The 16015-nt window shown below is 68.2% G+C and carries 19 protein-coding genes; 7 read left to right on the top strand and 12 right to left on the bottom strand.

The annotated features are described in order from the left end of the window. Positions 1–74: 74 nt before the first annotated feature. Positions 75–1394 (top strand): glycosyltransferase family 2 protein, encoded by a 1320-nt coding sequence (locus ABZX92_RS00775; RefSeq protein ID WP_355551877.1) that lies wholly within the window; start codon positions 75–77, stop codon positions 1392–1394. Here ABZX92_RS00775 and ABZX92_RS00770 read toward each other — a convergent pair. The 5 genes from ABZX92_RS00770 to ABZX92_RS00750 all read right to left on the bottom strand — a co-directional run bounded on the left by ABZX92_RS00770 (position 1391) and on the right by ABZX92_RS00750 (position 6486). Beyond that, entirely contained in the window at positions 1391–2044 is a 654-nt protein-coding gene (locus tag ABZX92_RS00770; protein ID WP_355551874.1) for a response regulator transcription factor, read from the bottom strand. The two genes, ABZX92_RS00775 and ABZX92_RS00770, sit on opposite strands and share 4 nt — an antisense overlap. After that, a complete protein-coding gene (locus tag ABZX92_RS00765) occupies positions 2035–3525 on the bottom strand; it encodes a GAF domain-containing protein (RefSeq protein ID WP_355551872.1) in 1491 nt (496 codons plus the stop codon). The genes ABZX92_RS00770 and ABZX92_RS00765 overlap by 10 nt, the downstream gene beginning before the upstream one ends. Before the next feature lie 203 nt (positions 3526–3728). Then, positions 3729–4337, bottom strand: a complete 609-nt coding sequence (locus ABZX92_RS00760; protein ID WP_355551870.1) for a hypothetical protein — start codon at positions 4335–4337, stop codon at positions 3729–3731. Next, a complete protein-coding gene (meaB, locus tag ABZX92_RS00755; protein WP_355551867.1) occupies positions 4334–5284 on the bottom strand; it encodes a methylmalonyl Co-A mutase-associated GTPase MeaB in 951 nt (316 codons plus the stop codon). The genes ABZX92_RS00760 and meaB overlap by 4 nt, the downstream gene beginning before the upstream one ends. Positions 5285–5295: 11 nt before the next feature. Further along, a complete protein-coding gene (locus ABZX92_RS00750; protein WP_355551864.1) occupies positions 5296–6486 on the bottom strand; it encodes an acetyl-CoA C-acetyltransferase in 1191 nt (396 codons plus the stop codon). A 123-nt stretch (positions 6487–6609) separates the two neighbouring features. Between ABZX92_RS00750 and mce the strand changes: the two genes are divergently transcribed. Further along, the gene (gene mce / locus ABZX92_RS00745) at positions 6610–7056 is read left to right on the top strand and encodes a methylmalonyl-CoA epimerase (protein WP_355551861.1); all 447 of its coding nucleotides are present in this window, start codon (positions 6610–6612) and stop codon (positions 7054–7056) included. Here the strand turns inward: mce and ABZX92_RS00740 are convergent. Both ABZX92_RS00740 and ABZX92_RS00735 read right to left on the bottom strand, forming a co-directional pair. Beyond that, on the bottom strand, positions 7019–7585 hold the full coding sequence (locus tag ABZX92_RS00740; protein WP_355551858.1) for a TetR family transcriptional regulator: 567 nt from the start codon (positions 7583–7585) through the stop codon (positions 7019–7021). The genes mce and ABZX92_RS00740 overlap by 38 nt on opposite strands. A 61-nt stretch (positions 7586–7646) precedes the next feature. Beyond that, entirely contained in the window at positions 7647–8006 is a 360-nt protein-coding gene (locus tag ABZX92_RS00735) for an SPW repeat protein (protein ID WP_355551855.1), read from the bottom strand. A gap of 166 nt (positions 8007–8172) precedes the next feature. Between ABZX92_RS00735 and ccrA the strand changes: the two genes are divergently transcribed. Together ccrA and ABZX92_RS00725 are read left to right on the top strand one after the other, a co-directional pair. Then, a complete protein-coding gene (ccrA, locus tag ABZX92_RS00730) occupies positions 8173–9486 on the top strand; it encodes a crotonyl-CoA carboxylase/reductase (protein ID WP_355551852.1) in 1314 nt (437 codons plus the stop codon). Positions 9487–9522: 36 nt separating this feature from the next. Further along, positions 9523–10734 (top strand): chromosome segregation protein, encoded by a 1212-nt coding sequence (locus tag ABZX92_RS00725; protein WP_355551849.1) that lies wholly within the window; start codon positions 9523–9525, stop codon positions 10732–10734. On the opposite strand, the gene ABZX92_RS00720 is transcribed toward ABZX92_RS00725, so the two are convergent. Next, positions 10706–11230: a histidine phosphatase family protein gene (locus tag ABZX92_RS00720; protein WP_355551846.1), complete on the bottom strand. Its 525-nt coding sequence runs from the start codon at positions 11228–11230 to the stop codon at positions 10706–10708. The genes ABZX92_RS00725 and ABZX92_RS00720 overlap by 29 nt on opposite strands. Positions 11231–11270: 40 nt before the next feature. On the opposite strand from ABZX92_RS00720, the gene ABZX92_RS00715 reads away from it, so the two are divergent. Together ABZX92_RS00715 and ABZX92_RS00710 are read left to right on the top strand one after the other, a co-directional pair. After that, on the top strand, positions 11271–11816 hold the full coding sequence (locus tag ABZX92_RS00715; protein ID WP_355551844.1) for a GNAT family protein: 546 nt from the start codon (positions 11271–11273) through the stop codon (positions 11814–11816). Next, positions 11816–12493, top strand: coding sequence for an alpha/beta fold hydrolase (locus ABZX92_RS00710; RefSeq protein WP_355551841.1), 678 nt, complete (start codon positions 11816–11818; stop codon positions 12491–12493). Before ABZX92_RS00715 ends, ABZX92_RS00710 begins: the two co-directional genes overlap by 1 nt. Here the strand turns inward: ABZX92_RS00710 and ABZX92_RS00705 are convergent. Then, positions 12474–12767, bottom strand: a complete 294-nt coding sequence (locus tag ABZX92_RS00705; protein WP_082115413.1) for a hypothetical protein — start codon at positions 12765–12767, stop codon at positions 12474–12476. The genes ABZX92_RS00710 and ABZX92_RS00705 overlap by 20 nt on opposite strands. Before the next feature lie 32 nt (positions 12768–12799). Between ABZX92_RS00705 and ABZX92_RS00700 the strand changes: the two genes are divergently transcribed. Beyond that, positions 12800–12997, top strand: coding sequence for a zinc ribbon domain-containing protein (locus ABZX92_RS00700; protein WP_355551839.1), 198 nt, complete (start codon positions 12800–12802; stop codon positions 12995–12997). Here ABZX92_RS00700 and ABZX92_RS00695 read toward each other — a convergent pair. The 3 genes from ABZX92_RS00695 to ABZX92_RS00685 are packed head-to-tail and all read right to left on the bottom strand — an operon-like array spanning position 12936 to position 15743. Next, positions 12936–13304, bottom strand: coding sequence for a hypothetical protein (locus ABZX92_RS00695; protein ID WP_355551836.1), 369 nt, complete (start codon positions 13302–13304; stop codon positions 12936–12938). The genes ABZX92_RS00700 and ABZX92_RS00695 overlap by 62 nt on opposite strands. Before the next feature lie 37 nt (positions 13305–13341). Then, positions 13342–13923 (bottom strand): DUF3558 family protein, encoded by a 582-nt coding sequence (locus tag ABZX92_RS00690; RefSeq protein WP_355551833.1) that lies wholly within the window; start codon positions 13921–13923, stop codon positions 13342–13344. Between the two features lie 44 nt (positions 13924–13967). After that, complete coding sequence (locus ABZX92_RS00685) at positions 13968–15743, bottom strand: 3-hydroxybutyryl-CoA dehydrogenase (RefSeq protein ID WP_355551830.1); 1776 nt, start codon at positions 15741–15743, stop codon at positions 13968–13970. Positions 15744–16015: the final 272 nt, after the last annotated feature.

Below are 16015 nucleotides of genomic sequence, written 5' to 3'. Positions count from 1 at the left end.
CCAGCAATGACCCAACTTCACATCCGCATGGTTGTGGTTGTCCCTGCAACCGCTTTTGTAGACAGGTTTGTGTCATGACTGACACGACACAATTCGCGACGTTCATGCTCGTCCTGCTCGTGTTTTGGCCCAGTTACAACCTGGTGCTCGCACTGTTCGTCTGGTGGCGCCCGAAACCGGGTGGCCCGGAAGTGCCTTCACGGCATCCGCTGCAGTACTGGATCATCATTCCCGCGTTGAACGAGGAACGCGTTGTGGCCAACACGGTGCGTTCCGCGCTCGCGTTGGACGGCGCGCGCACACCGGTCCAGGTCGTCGTCGTGGACGACGGCTCGGACGACCGCACGCCGCACGTGCTCGCCGAGATCGACGACCACCGCCTGCACGTGTTGCGGCGCAACCCGCCGGAAGCCCGGAAGGGCAAAGGTGAGGCGCTCAACCACGCCTTCCGCTACATCCGCGGCATCGCCGAGGCCGCCGGCACGGTGCACCGCACGATCATCGGCGTGATCGACGGCGACGGCCGGGGTGAGCCCGGCATGCTCTCCGAGATCACCTCGTACTTCGGGCAGCGCGACGTGGGCGCCGTGCAGTGCCGCGTGCGCATCCACAACCGCACCAACCTGCTGGCGTTCCTGCAGGACCTGGAGTTCAGCTGTGTCGTGGACGCCTCGCAGTCGTTGCGCGACGTCGTCGGCACGGTCGGGCTCGGCGGCAATGGCCAGTTCGTGCGGCTCGCCACGTTGACGGGGCTCGGCGACGCGCCGTGGTCCGCCTGCCTGGTCGAGGACCTGGAACTGGGCCTGCGCGTGCACTTGACGGGCCAGCGCATCCGGTACGCCACCCACGCGACGATCACCCAGCAGGGCCTGACCGACGTTCAGCGGTTGCTGCGTCAGCGAACCCGGTGGGGTCAGGGCAACCTGCAGTGCCTTCCTTACGTGCCGAAGCTGGTCAGGGCCAAGAACGTGGGATCCGTGGCGCTGCTGGAGTTCCTGCAGTACCTGCTGACGCCGTGGCTGGTCGCGCCGATGACGTTGCTCATCACCGCGTTGGTGGGCTTCGGCTTCTACGCTCAGCTCAGCGGCCACGACTTCGGCGGCATGGCGACGAACACGTCGACCACGGTGCTGGCACTGGGAATCTGGCTCGTCGCACTGGTGCTGCCCGGCCTGATCTGGGGCGTGGTGCACCGGCTCAGGCACGGCGACGAACCGTTGTGGCGCTGCCTCGCCGTGGGCCTCGCGTATCCGGGATTCCTGATCCTGGGCTCGATCTCGACGTTGCGCGCGCTGTACCGCCACTTCGCGGGGCGCAACGCCTGGGCGAAGACAGAACGGCTGGCGGAGAAGGAAGTTCCGGTTGTTTCGAAGCCGGTGCCGAAGATCGCCTAGAACGCGCCGGGGTGGGTGCGTCTGCGTCGGGCCGCGTAGACGCCCGCCTCGGTCCGGCGATCGAAGCCGAGCTTGTGCAGCAGTGACGACACGTAGTTCTTCACGGTCTTCTCCGCGAGGAACAACCGGTTGGCGATCTGCCGGTTCGTCATGCCCTCGGCGATGAGGTCGAGGATCCGGCGTTCCTGCGGGCTGAGCGTGGCGTACCGCGGATCCTCCTCTGGGCCGCCTCTCAGCCGTTGCAGGACGGTCGCGGTGACTCCGGCGTGCAGCAACGAGCCACCGGTCGCGAGCGTCCGGACCGCAGCCACGAGATCGTTGCCGCTGACCTCCTTCAGCATGTAGCCGGACGCGCCGGCCATGATCGCCCCGAACAACGCCTCATCGTCCGAATAGGACGTGAGCATCAGGCAGGCCGGCGGCGGTTGCAGCAGGCTCCTGATCTCCCGGCACACCGTCACCCCGTCGCCGTCGGGCAGCCGGACGTCGATGATCGCCACGTCGGGTTTGAGCCTCGGCGCCAGCGCGATGGCGGCCGTGGCGCTGTCCGCCTGCCCCACCACGTTGATGTCGTCGGCCTGCGCGAGCAGCTGCACCAGCCCGCGCCGCACGATCTCGTGGTCGTCGACCAACAGCACTGCTATCGCCATGTCGCCTCCTGCAGCACCAGCGGGGCGAACCACGTGATGCTCACGCCCGCACCGGGGATCGAGTCCACCGCACAGTCACCGTGATGGCGCCGCGCACGAGCCGCCATGTTCGCCAGTCCCCCGGCGTGATGGGGCGCGCCACCGGAATCGTCAGTCAACGGCAACCCCCGCCCGTCGTCCTTCACCGTGAGTTCCAGCCGCGTCATCGTGCGGTTCACGCTCACGGCCACCGCGACATGCCGCGCTCTCGCGTGCCGCACCACGTTCGTTAGCGCTTCTCGGAGCGTGGCCAGCAGATCTGGCCTGAGCTTGTCCGGCACCACGGTGTCGAGCGGGCCTTCGAGCGACACGTCCGGCTCGAAGCCCAGCAACCTGGCGGAGTCGTGGACGGCGTTGAGCAGCTGGCCGCGCAGGCTCGTGCTGCCCGACGGCGGTTCCTGCAGGGAGAAGATGGTGCGGCGGATCTCGCGGATCGTGTGGTCGACCTCCTCCACGAACCCGCTGATCTTCGCGTTCGTGCTGGTCAGGCCCTGCAGGCCCAGCCCGAGGCCGAAGAGTCGCTGGATGACCAGGTCGTGCAGGTCCCTGGCGATGCGGTCGCGGTCCTCCAGCACCGCCAGGCGTTCGGTGTCGCCCTGGGCCCTGGTGAACTCGAGAACGAGCGCCGCCTGCGCGGCGAAGGCCTCGGCCAGGTCCTTGTCGTCGAACTTCGGCTCGCCCCGGCGCCGGGCGAGGATCAGGACGCCGATCGTGCGGTCGCCCACGGCCAGCGGCACCACCGCGCACGGCCCCGGCACGGTCGGCACGGTGCCCTCGTCGTGGCACTCGGCCTGACCCGACTCGTAGACGCGGTAGCTGACCGAGCCTTCTCGCGGCACCTTCATGCCTTCGGCGTCGTAGGCGCCGCCGTCCGCGACCTCGATGACCAGGTCGCCGTGGTGGTCCGGCAGGGCCAGGGCGGCGAAGTGCGCGTCGGCCGTCTGCCTCGCGGTGGTGGCCACCTGGTAGAGGGCGTCTCTGCCCGTCGTGCCGGTCAGGAGGTTGGTGGTGACCTCCGTCGCGGCCCTCAGCCATGCCTCTCGCTTGCGGGTCCGCTCGTAGCGGTCGAGGTGGCCGATGGCGGAGCCCGCGGCCGTCGCGAGTGCGTTGAGGATGTCCTGGTCCTGGTCGGTGAACTCGGGTTTCCCGGACAGGAAGAGGTTGCCGAAGGTCTCGTCGTGGACCTTGATCTGGGCGCCCAGGAAGTCGGCTACGCCGATCGAGCGCGGGTCACCGGTCGTGATCTGGGGCTCGCCGTCGGTCTGGGTGAACTCCAGGAGCTCCTTGTGGTCGCTGAGCACGGCCAGCGCGCCGTACGGGGCCCCGATGAGCTCGCAGGCGGATTCGACCACGTGGTGCAACAGGTCCGGGATGGTGTCGTCTTCGGCGAAGGACAGCACAACGTCCAGCACGCGCTGCTCTGTGCTCACGTTGCCGCCCACGGCTTCACCCCTTGGGGGGAGAGAAGTGACACCGTACGAACGACTGAGGGTAACTCCCCAGAGTAGTCAAGGGGGAGACCATCACTGCAAACGGTGAGATTCGGGACTACTGAGAGTAGAGGGACGTCTCAGCACGTCCGATTGATGACCGCACGCGGGGCGCTTTCGTCTGGCAGGACCGCACGAAAGGGCCCCGCGTGCGGTCAGTGGAGGCCTACGGTGAAGCCCTCGTCCAGCACGCCGCGGTAGATGTGCGGGGCGAACGTGCGGAGGGCGTGGTCGATCGGGGCGATGAAGCCGGCCGAGTCGCCCAGCGGTAAGCGGTAGCCGTTCTGCACGCGGTGGAACTCCCACAGGGGTTCCATGGCCGGGTGCGCCGGACGGAAGCGCTGAGGGTCGCGCGGGTGCAGGTCCACGCGGGCCAGGGTGCGCCTGACCAGGGCGTCTGCCAGCTGAACAGCGCGTTCCTGGGTCCGGGAGATGGAGATGGCGCCCAGCTCCTGCCAGCCCACCGCCCACGGCATGCCCTGCGGGTCGTCGAGCCGGATGCCCTGCTGTTCGATGATCAGCTTGCGCGGCCGGGAGATCGTCTTCCACTTCACGACCGCCATCACGCCGATGCCCGTGAAGGCGATGCCGATGACGCCCGCGATGATCCCGCCGACCGGCTCCCCACCAGCGAAAGCGGAAACAGAGCCGACCAGAGCGAGGATGCCGAGGATGCCGGCGACCGAGCCGCCTGTCAGGACTTTGCGGGTGGCGCTCTTGCCGAGGTCGATGACGACGGGCGGAGGCGCTCCCCAAGCGGTCATGACGGCAGGTTACCGCTGATCAACTGGTCCGCCGCGGCGAACGGATCGAGCTCGCCGGACACCACGCGCTTGGCCAGCTGGTCCACCGGGCCGAATCGCGTTCGCACACGTTCAACTGCGATCGCCTCGATCTCGGCGCCCGCGCGGCGCAGACGGCGTTCGAAGAGCTCGCCGTGCGACGCCATCCACGACTGGTGCTCGGCGATCGCCTCGACCACGCGGTCCAGGCCTTCCATGCGCGCGGCCACGGTTTTCACCACCGGTGGGCGCCACAGCGGCCCCTCGCGGTCGCGGCGGCCCAGCGAGATCATGTACTTGAGGTCGCGGGCGGTCTGGTCCGCGCCGTCGCGGTCTGCCTTGTTGACCACGAACACGTCCGCGATCTCCAGGATTCCTGCCTTGGCGGCTTGGATGCCGTCGCCCATGCCCGGCGCGAGCAGGACCAGGGTCGTGTCGGCGAGCGCGACGATCTCCACCTCGGACTGACCGACGCCGACCGTTTCCACGAGGATCACGTCGAACCCGGCCGCGTCGAGCACGCGCAACGCCTGCGGAGTCGCCCAGGAGAGCCCGCCCAAGTGCCCACGCGTGGCCATCGAACGGATGAAGACGCCTGGATCGGTCGCGTGGTCGCCCATGCGGACGCGGTCACCGAGCAGCGCGCCGCCGGAGAACGGGCTGGACGGGTCGACGGCGACGACCGCGACGCGCTTGCCCTGCTCCCGATAAGCACGCACGAGAGCGTTGGTGGAAGTCGACTTGCCGACACCGGGGGCGCCGGTGATGCCGACGACCTGGGCGTTGCCGGTGTGCGGAGCCAGCGCCGCCGCCACTTCAGGCAGCTGCGAACTCCCCTGCTCCACCAGGGAGATCAGCCTGGCGACCGCGCGCGGTTCGCCGTCACGCGCGCGGTCGACCAGTCCTGCTACGTCAACAGCCTTGGCCACAAACGAAGACCCTAGGCCTTCGAGGGCACGCGGATGATCAGAGCGTCGCCCTGACCACCACCACCGCACAGAGCCGCGGCACCCACGCCACCGCCGCGCCGCTGCAGCTCAAGAGCGAGGTGCAGGGCGATGCGGGCGCCGGACATGCCGATCGGGTGGCCGAGCGCGATGGCGCCGCCGTTGACGTTGACCTTGTCCTCGGAGATTCCGAGCTCACGGGTCGACACGATGCCGACCGCCGCGAACGCCTCGTTGATCTCGACCAGGTCGAGGTCGGCGGGCGAGATGCCCTCCTTGGCGCACGCGGCCTTGATGGCGTTGGACGGCTGCTCGTGCAGCGAGGCGTCGGGACCCGCGACGACGCCGTGGGCGCCGATCTCCGCGATCCACTCCAGGCCCAGTTCCTCGGCCTTGGCCTTGCTCATCACGACCACGGCAGCAGCGCCGTCCGAGATCTGCGACGCGGAACCCGCGGTGATGGTGCCGTCCGCGGCGAACGCCGGGCGCAGCTTGCCGAGCGACTCGGCGGTCGTCTCGGCACGCACACCCTCGTCCGTGTCGAACAGGACCGGGTCGCCCTTGCGCTGCGGGATCGCGACCGGCGCGATCTCCTGCGCGAAGACGCCGTTCCCGATGGCCTTGGCGGCGAGCTGGTGCGAACGCGCGGAGAACGCGTCCTGCTCCTCGCGCGTGACGCCGTAGCGGCCGTTGTACTTCTCCGTCGACGAGCCCATCGCGACCTGGTCGAACGCGCAGAACAGGCCGTCGTGCGCCATGTGGTCCTGCAGCGTCACGTCGCCGTACTTGAACCCGGCGCGCGACTTCGGCAGCAGGTGCGGCGCCTGGGTCATCGACTCCTGGCCACCGGCCACGACGACGTCGAACTCACCGGCGCGGATCAGCTGGTCCGCCAACGCGATGGCGTCGATGCCGGAGAGGCACACCTTGTTGATGGTCAGCGCGGGCACGCTCATCGGGATGCCGGCGGCCACCGCGGCCTGGCGGGCCGGAATCTGGCCCGCGCCGGCGGTGAGCACCTGGCCCATGATCACGTACTGCACCTGCTCGGGAGCCACGCCCGCGCGTTCCAGTGCCGCCTTGATCGCGACGCCGCCGAGCTGGGCGCCGGAGAAATCCTTGAGCGATCCGAGCAGTCGCCCCATCGGGGTGCGCGCCCCGGCGACGATCACGGAACCGGACACAGCTGCCTCCATGGAAGAGCGAACGGTCGTTAACTAGGCACCATACCTGTGGCTACTGGGCGGTAATCGTGTGAGACCCCGCACAGGAGCACCTGCACCGATCGAGTAGATACCCTCCCCGCTATGAACGCAGAACTCGCTCGATTCGTGACCGCGATCGACCATGTGGGCATCGCGGTGCCCGACCTCGACGTGGCCATCGCGTTCTACCGCGACAACTTCGGCCTCGAGGTCGCGCACGAAGAGGTCAACGAGGAGCAGGGCGTGCGCGAGGCGATGCTGCACGCGCCCGGCGACCACGACGGCACCGCGATCCAGCTGCTCGCGCCGCTCAACGAGGACTCGACGATCGCCAAGTTCATCGGCCGCTCGGGTCCCGGCCTGCAGCAGCTCGCCTACCGGGTGTCCGATGTGGACGTTGCGGCGGACGTGCTGCGGGAGAAGGGCCTGCGCCTGCTCTACGACAAGGCGCGCCGCGGCACGTCGAACAGCCGCGTCAACTTCGTGCACCCCAAGGACGCGGGCGGCGTGCTCATTGAGCTGGTCGAACCCGCGGCATCAGCGCACTAGCCACGAACGACAGCTCGCGGTCGATCGGATCGTCCTCGTCGCTGTGCCGTGCCACCGAGTGCCGGTAGCTCACGGCCAGCGCGAGGAGTGCCGCGGCCGCCTCGACGTCCTTGATCGCCACCGCTGCCCCACCGGCGGCGAGGATGACCTGTTTGATCTGCGCCGCCACGTTCTCGTAACGCGCCTGCATGGCATCGCGGACAGCCGAATGCGTATCCGCTTCACGCCACAGCAGGTGCGACAGCAGCGGTGAGGCGTTCAAGCGCGCGTCAAGGGCCGCGACCAGCCTTCTGAGCGATTCGGCGATGTCTCCCACCACTACGACCCGGCGGTGGTCGACCGTGCTGTCCGGCAGTCGGGCGACGAGCGCCGCCAGCAGGTCGCGCTTGCGGTTGAAGTAGTAGTGCACCAGGCCTTTGGGCACGCCGGCGCGTTCGGCGATGCGCGAGGTCGGGGTGGCGTCGAAGCCGGAGTCGGCGAACAGCTCCTCGGCCGCGGCAAGGATGCGCTCCTTGGCCGAGTCCTCCACGCGTTCCTCCACGGGTGTGTGGGCCCGGGAAGCTCCTGGGCCCACAGGTTTCCTCGACTGATCAGTGCGGTTGCGCCGCGGCCGAGTGTGCGGCATTCGCGGCGGGCATCGCCAGTGCCCCCGCGGCAACGGTGAGGACGCCACCGATCCAGGACGCCCACGAGGCGCCCGTCATGTCGGTGTAGCTCATCACCCACGGCGAGATGAACAGCAGTGCTCCGAGCACCATCTGCACGTACTCCCCGTAGATCATCGCGGGCATGGCGAGGTCGACGAGTCCGTCGATCGCGATGAGCGCGCCGAGCACGATCATCGTCCACATGGCCGCGTTCGAGGTGTCCACTGCGAGCGGAGACAGCAGCACCAGCACGCCGATCGCCACCTCGGCCCAGTCCTGCCACCTGGTCCACGCCTTGGTCATCTCCACCACCTCCTCCTTCTCGGAACACCCTCGATGCTCCTCCTTGGTTGGCCGCCCGGTCAACTCTTCTGAGTGGAATCCCTCACAAGCGCGATTCTGAATCGGTTACTCCTGAGTAACCTCCGGCAACCTGCGACTATCCCTTTACTCGGGAAGGAATGCCGCCGTGCAGAAGATCCTTGACGCGATCCTGGCTGATGAGCTGGACGCGATCGGTTCCTTGGACGTTCCGGAGAGCTATCGGGGCGTGACCGTGCACGCGGACGAGGCCGACATGTTCTCGGGCCTCGAGACGCGGGACAAGGACCCGCGCAAGTCGCTGCACGTCGACGAGGTCGCCACGCCGGAGCTCGGTCCGGGTGAGGCGCTCGTGGCCGTCATGGCCTCCGCGATCAACTACAACACCGTCTGGACCTCGATCTTCGAGCCGGTGTCCACGTTCGGCTTCCTGCGCAAGCTGGGTGGCCGCCACGACCTGCCGTACCACGTCGTCGGGTCCGACCTGGCCGGCGTCGTCGTGCGCACCGGTCCCGGCGTCACCGCGTGGAAGCCGGGCGACCGCGTCGTGGCGCACTGTCTGGACGTGCCGCTGGAGGCGCCGGACGGGCACAACGACACGATGCTCGACCCGCAGCAGCGGATCTGGGGCTTCGAGACGAACTTCGGTGGCCTCGCGGACCTCGCGCTGGTGAAGTCGAACCAGCTCATGCCCATGCCGAAGCACCTCACGTGGGAAGAGGCCGCGTCGCCGGGCCTGGTGAACTCCACCGCGTACCGGCAGCTCGTGTCGACCAACGGCGCGAACATGAAGCAGGGCGACACGGTCCTGATCTGGGGCGCGTCCGGTGGTCTGGGTTCGTACGCCACGCAGTTCGCGTTGAACGGTGGCGCCACGCCGGTTTGCGTCGTCTCCTCGCCGGAGAAGGCGGAGATCGTCCGTTCGATGGGCGCCGAACTGATCATCGATCGTTCCGCCGAGGGCTACAAGTTCTGGAAGAACGAGCACGAGCAGGACCCGCGCGAGTGGAAGCGGTTCGGCGCGAAGATCCGCGAGCTGACGGGCGGCGAGGACCCGGACATCGTGTTCGAGCACCCCGGCCGCGAGACGTTCGGCGCTTCGGTGTTCGTGGCGCGCAAGGGCGGCAAGATCGTGACGTGCGCGTCGACCTCCGGGTACATGCACCAGTACGACAACCGCTACCTCTGGATGAACCTCAAGCACATCCTCTCCTCCCACTTCGCGAACTACCGCGAGGCGTGGGAGGCGAACCGGTTGATCGCCAAGGGAAAGATCCACCCGACTCTGTCCAAGGTGTACTCAATGGACGAAACGGGCCAGGCCGCGCACGACGTCCACCGCAACGCGCACCAGGGCAAGGTCGGCGTGCTGTGCCTTGCGCCGGAAGAGGGTCTGGGTGTTCTCGATCACGAGATGCGCGCGAAGCACCTCACGGCCATCAACCGATTCCGGGGTGTGTGACCTTCTGGGGTTACCCGAACGGGTAGCGTGAGGGGTATGGGCCCCCTCGCCGACGACCGTGACCTCGTCCCTCTGGGATCCGGCTTCGACATCGTCAAGCGCGGCTACGACCGCGCCCAGGTCGAGGATCATCTCGAACGCCTCGACTCGGACCTGCGGCTGCTGGCCGCGGACCGCGATGCCGCCGTGTCCCAGACGTCCGACCTGGCGCGCCAGCTGGAAGCCGCACGCTCGGAGATCACCGAGATGCGCAACCAGGTGGAGCGCCTGTCACTGCCGCCGACGACGCTGGAGGGGCTCTCCGAGCGCCTCCAGCGCATGCTGCGGCTGGCCCAGGACGAGGCCAACGAGATCAAAGCCCGTGCCGAAGCAGAAGGCGGGCACATCCGCGCCAAGGCGGAAGCCGACGCGGGTGTGCTCCGCCAGCGCTACGAGAAGCTGATCCTCGAGCTGGACGAGCGCCGTGCCGCCATGGAGGCCGAGCACAAGGGCGTGCTGGAGAAGGCGCGCGCCGAGGCCGAGAAGATCGTCTCGGAGGCCGAGTCCGCGGCCCGCAAGATCGCCGACGAGTCCGAGGCGCGCCGCGTGACCGTCGAGGAGGACTTCGAGATCGCGATGGCCGCCCGCCGCTCCGAGGCGATGGCCACGCTCGCCCAGCAGGAAGCGACCTCAAAGGCCGAGGCCGACCGCCGCGTCCGCGAAGCCGCCGAGGAAGCCGCTCGCGTTCGCGCCGCAATCGCCGCCGAGCAGACGTCGTCGAAGGCCGAGGCCGAGCGCCGCGTCCGCGAGGCGACCGAAGAGGCCAACCGCCGCCGCCACGACTCGATCACCGAGGCCACCGCGCGCATCCAGGAAGCCACGGAGGAGTCGAACCGCCGAGTCCGCGAGGCCACCGAGGAAGCCAACCGCCGCACCACCGCCGCCACCCAGCGCGTCGACCAGCTCCGCAACCTCCGCAACCGCCTCTCGCACCAGCTCCACGGCGTGCGGACGGCGCTGCAGGACGTCGTGCCGCTGCTCGACCCGGTGGAGGAGGAGAAGGAGCCCGCGGCGGCTCCGGCAGAGAGCTCCGCACCGGTACCCGCACAGCCCGCACCTGCTCCGCAGCCCGCGCCTCCCGCTGCCCCGCCTCAGGCGGCTCCGGCACAGCCCACCGCTGGGCAGGCCGCACCGGCCAAGCCCGCTGAGGCGCCGCAGACCGACGGCCCCACTGCCAAGATCACTCGCCCGCAACCCGCGAAGAAGTGATCTCGTAGATCGCCGGCATCGGCATCACGCGGATGAACTCCATGTCCGCGTGATGCCCTGTCGCCATCAACGCGCGCGACACGAACATCCCGTGCGACCCCACCAGCACGGTCGCATCCGGGTACTCCTCAGCCATGCGCGCCAGCGCCTTGCTCGCCCGCGCGGTCAGCTCGTCAAGGCTCTCGCCGTCCCCGTGCGCCGAGCCGGGATTCGCCCAGCTGTGCTCGTACTGCGCCACGTAGTCGGCGCTCGGCACCAGCCCTGACCTCCACTCCCGCAACTCCGGCCAGGTGATCACCTGGAGCCCCAGCGCCTGCGCGGTCGGCGCGACCGTCTGCACCGCGCGCAACTGCGGACTCGACAACACCGCGACAGGCGCGAACGAAACCAGGCGTGGCACCAACTCGGATGCCGCCACCAGCCCGTCCGCCCGCAGCGGCCGTTCATCGGAGTCGGGCACTCCGAACTGCGGCCGCACGGACTGTGCATGGCGCACGAATACGATTCGAGTCGGCATACCACTCATCATGGGGGAAATGATGTTCGTGAGGTCATTGGCCGACGGCGCTGAGCTGCGCCCGTTGGAACCGTGGCAGGCAGAGGAGTTCTTCGCGCACATCGAGCGCGGCCGCGAGTTCATCGCGCAGCACATCGCGTTCGCGGACAAGGCGAAAGACCTGGAGAGCGCACGCGCCCTGCTGCAGCAGTACGCCGACAACACGGCCAGGGACACCGCGCGCATCTACGGAATCTGGCTCGACGAGAAGCTGGTCGGCGGTGTGCTGTTCCGGGCGATGGACATTCCGCAGGGCCTGGCGGAGGTCGGGTGCTGGCTCGAACCGACCGCGACGGGCAGAGGACTGATCACGAGGGCGTCGAAGATCCTCATCGACTGGGCGATTCGCGAGCGCGGGGTGTATCGGGTTGAGTGGCGGGTGTCGTCGGCGAACGCGCCCAGCATCGCGGTCGCGCGGCGGCTCGGCATGGTCAAGGACGGAGTGCTGCGCAAGTACTTCGAGTACCGCGGGGTCCGGCAGGACCTCGAGGTGTGGTCGGTGCTGGCGCCGGAGTGGGAGAGCTGATGGAACTGGTGCTGCTGCACGCCTTTCCGCTCGACGCGCGGATGTGGGACGTGCCGGGCGCGCTGACGCCGAACCTCAACGGGCACGGCGAACCGGACCTCGACACGCTCGCGCAGCAAGTCCTCGACCAAGTGGGCGACGAGGTGGTGCTCGGCGGGTGCTCGATGGGCGGCTACGTCGCGATGGCCGTGCTCAGGCGCGCGCCGGAACGCGTGCAGGGCCTGGTCCTCGTGGACACCAAGCACACGGCGGACACTCCGGAAGCGGCGCTGAACCGGCTGACGATGGCCGAGCGGGTCGAACGGGAAGGCGTCGGCGAGTGGCTCGTGGACGCCATGCTGCCGAACCTGCTCAGCCCGAACGCCTCACCGCGAGCGCGCGAGCTGACCAGGACCATGATCCTCGAACAACGCCCGGAGGACGTGGCGTGGTGGCAGCGCGCGATGGCGAAGCGTCCCGATTCCGCTGACGTGCTCGGCAAAGCGGACGTCCCGGCGCTCGTGCTCGCGGGCGAGCTCGACCCGCTCATGCCGCCGGAGATCACCAGGCAGCTGGCGGATGTGTTGCCGCGCAGCACTTACGTCGAGATGCCCGGCGTCGCCCACCTGCCACCGGTCGAGCAGCCGGAGCAGTTCCGACACGAACTGGAGCGCTGGCTCACCAGCGCCGTGCGGTAGGGCCGCGGCGACCACGGGAGTCCCAGCAACCCTGGTGCCAGTGACGACGTTCCTCGACCGAGCCGGTCTCCTGCGCCGGCCAGGCGACGACGTGCGGCGTGCCGGGGTGGATCTCGTGGTCGCAGCCGGGGCAGCGGTAGGTCTTCTGCGCCTGCGCACCCGAGATGGCCCGCACCAGCCACTCACCGTCCGGCCCCGACTCCGCGCGCGCCCAGCCGACGCCGCCACCGAGGGGCCGTGGGTCTTCGTTCTTGGGCGCGTTACGACGAGGCACGACAACACGGTAACCGCTCCTAGAATGAGCCCGTGCCGACCTACGAGTTCCGCTGCCGAACCTGCGACGACACCTTCGAGCTGCAGCGCCCGATGAGCGAGTCGTCCGCTCCCGCCCACTGCCCCGACGGCCACCCCGACACGGTGAAGCTGCTGTCGATGGCCGGAATCAGCGGGACCCAGCAGCAACAGCAGGGCGGCTGCTGCGGTGGCGGCTGCTGCGGATCTTGAGCAGGTAGAGCAGGCTCGCCACGAGCAACGCGGCGGCCAGCGGCACGTGCAGCGCCGCGAGGTGCAACAGCCCGAGGAACACCTGAGCGGTCATCAGCGCCAGGAAACCGAGCGCGTACCAAACGGCCTGCGCACGCCGCGTGAGCAGAGCGACGACGACGTGCGCCACCGTCACGACCCACAACGTGTACGAGCCCGCACTGTGGAAAACGTGGCCGTCCGGGAGCGTCATCCTCAGCCCAGCCGTGATCGACTGCACGAAGATCAACGCGGTCTGCAGGGCGACGGTCGTAGCCAGAAGTCTCATGACCATCTGACGAGACAGCCGCCCGGAACGTGACCGGTCAGGACGTCTCGCGGTCGATCATCACTTCGGCGACCTTGCGGCCCTGGTCGCACACGGTCCCGAACTTGCCGGACGAGTCGATGATGATGATTCCGAGCCCACCACCGGCATACGGCACCACGAGCACACACGAAGGCTCGACGTCCTGCTCGCCGGTGCGGTCGAGGTACGTGACCTTGTGCCCCTTCACGTCCCAGTCGCCGGTGGTCCGCTCGATCGTGATCTGCCGTCCCTCCCGGAACCGCAGCGACACCCCGACCTCAACGTTGTCGATCTTCGTCGTCCACCGGCACGACTGGTCGAACGTCGAGTCGTAGTTGATCTGCGTGGGCGGCGTCTCGGCCTTGGCTCCGGGATACGGCAGGTCCGTCCACTTGAGCTTCGCGCAGACCCCTTGCACCTCGCCGTCGATCGGCGCGCTCGACGGGTCCTCCGACGAACTCGGGTCGGTGGAACCCTCCTGGTCGAACGGCGACCCCGCATCGAGCGGCGCCTGCGCGACAGGACTGCCCCCGACGGTCGTCCGGGCACAGCCGGAAACGAGCACGAGGACAGCCAACAGGAGCACCATTCGCCGCATGGCCACCACCATGCCAGACGACACATGGTGCTCCTGTTAGCGGCTCACGAGTAGTCGCGGAATCCCTTGCCGGTTTTCCGCCCAAGACGCCCAGCCGTGACCAGGTGCTCCAACAACGGCGCCGGCGCGAACCCGGGCTCCCGGAACTCGTTGTAGAGCGTCCGCTGAATCGCCAGCGACACGTCCAGCCCCACCACGTCCAGCAGCGCGAACGGCCCCATCGGCAGCCCACAACCGACCTTCATCGCGTTGTCGATGTCGTCGGCCTCCGCGTAATGGGCCTCCAGCATCTTCACCGCGTCGTTGAGGTACGGGAAGAGCAGCGCGTTGACGATGAACCCGGCCACGTCACCGCAGTGCACCGGATGCTTGCCCAGATCCAGACAGATCTTCCGCGCCGTCGCCACCACGTCCGCCCGCGTGGAGATCGTCTCGACGACCTCGACCAGCTTCATGATCTGCGCGGGGTTGAAGAAGTGCAGGCCGACAACATCCTCAGGCCTGCTCGTGGCCGCCGCGATCTCGATAACGGGCAACGACGAAGTGGTGGTCGCGAGCACCGCCCCGGGCTTGCAAGCCTCGTCGAGCGCCGCGAACACCTCCTTCTTGATCCCGATCTCCTCGGCAACCGCCTCGACCACCAGATCGCAGTCCGCCAACTCCACGAACTCGACGGCAGGCGCGATCCGCGCCAGCGTGGCGTCGCGGTCGGCCTCCGCCAGCTTGCCCTTGGACACCGCGCGGTCCAACGACTTCCGCACCAGACCGATCGCCGTCTCGGCCTTGTCCAGGCTGCGAGCACGCAACACGACGTCGTACCCGCGCTTCGCGAACACCTCCGCGATGCCCGTAGCCATCGTGCCCGTGCCGATGACACCGACCCGTTGGATCTCACGGGTCTGGGTGGTGGCGTCCACTTCGGACGGTGTCTGCGCGTCCTTGACGATGACCGGCGAGTCCGGCCCGTCGTAGGTGTAGAAGCCGCGCCCGGTCTTCCTGCCGAGCAGCCCAGCCGTGATCATCTGCTTGAGCAGCGGCGCCGGGGCGTGCAACCGGTTGCGCGACTGGTGGTACATCGTGTCGAGGATTTCGTACGCGGTGTCGAGACCGATGAGGTCCAGCAACGCCAACGGACCCATGGGGTAACCACAGCCGTAACGCATGGCGGCGTCCAGGTCCTCACGCGTCGCGTACTTGGACTCCAGCATCTTCACCGCGTGGTTGAGATACGGGAACAGCAACGCGTTCGCGATGAACCCAGCCCGATCCCCGATCACGACCGGCGACTTGCCCAGCCGCTCGGTGAACGCCACCACGTCCGTGATCACGTCCGGCTCCGTGACGACCGTGCGCACCACCTCAACCAGCTTCAACACCTGCGTGGGGTTGAAGAAGTGCAACCCGACGACCTTCCCGGGCCGCCTGGTCACCACCCCGATCTCAGTGATCGACAGCGACGAGGTGTTCGACGCGATGATCGCCTCAGGCTTCAGCACCTCATCAAGCGCCTTGAAGATCCGAGTCTTGAGCTCGACGCTCTCCGGCACCGCTTCGATGACCAGATCGCAGTCCGAGAGGCTGCTCAACTCAAGCGACGTGGAAACGCGCCCCTGAAGGGCGCTCTTCTCGTCCTCAGTGAGCTTCTCGCGCTTAACGGCCCGCAACGTCGAGTGCTCGAGGTGCCCAAGCCCCCGCTCAACGCCGGCCGCGTCGACCTCCACCACCTTCACCGAAAGCCCGGTGCGCGCGAGTACCTCCACGATCCCCGCGCCCATGGTTCCGAAGCCGACGACACCGACGGTGTTGATTTCGCGCGCCACTGCAGACCTCCCTGCGAGGTGAATCGTGGGCTACCAAGGAGTAACTTGCGGGCGACTATGCCACTCCCAGCACGCCCCGGCGCCGTGAGCTTCGCCATCAGGATCGAAACAGTTATCGGTCTAGCAAACGCCTAGAACCAGCATCGCACCAGCTCAACCCAGGTGGAGGAACCAGGAGTTGAGCCATCCGGGGCCCCGCAAAGGAGAAGACGGCGAGAGCGCGGCAGGGAACTCGCCCACCAACGGCGCCCAAGCAGGGAGAGCCGTAGCAG

It is taken from the genome of Lentzea sp. NPDC006480 (genome assembly GCF_040611995.1).
Classification (GTDB): Bacteria; Actinomycetota; Actinomycetes; order Mycobacteriales; family Pseudonocardiaceae; genus Lentzea.
The sequence above is the reverse complement of the archived record's forward strand: the minus strand, read 5'-3'. Positions and strand labels throughout refer to the sequence as shown.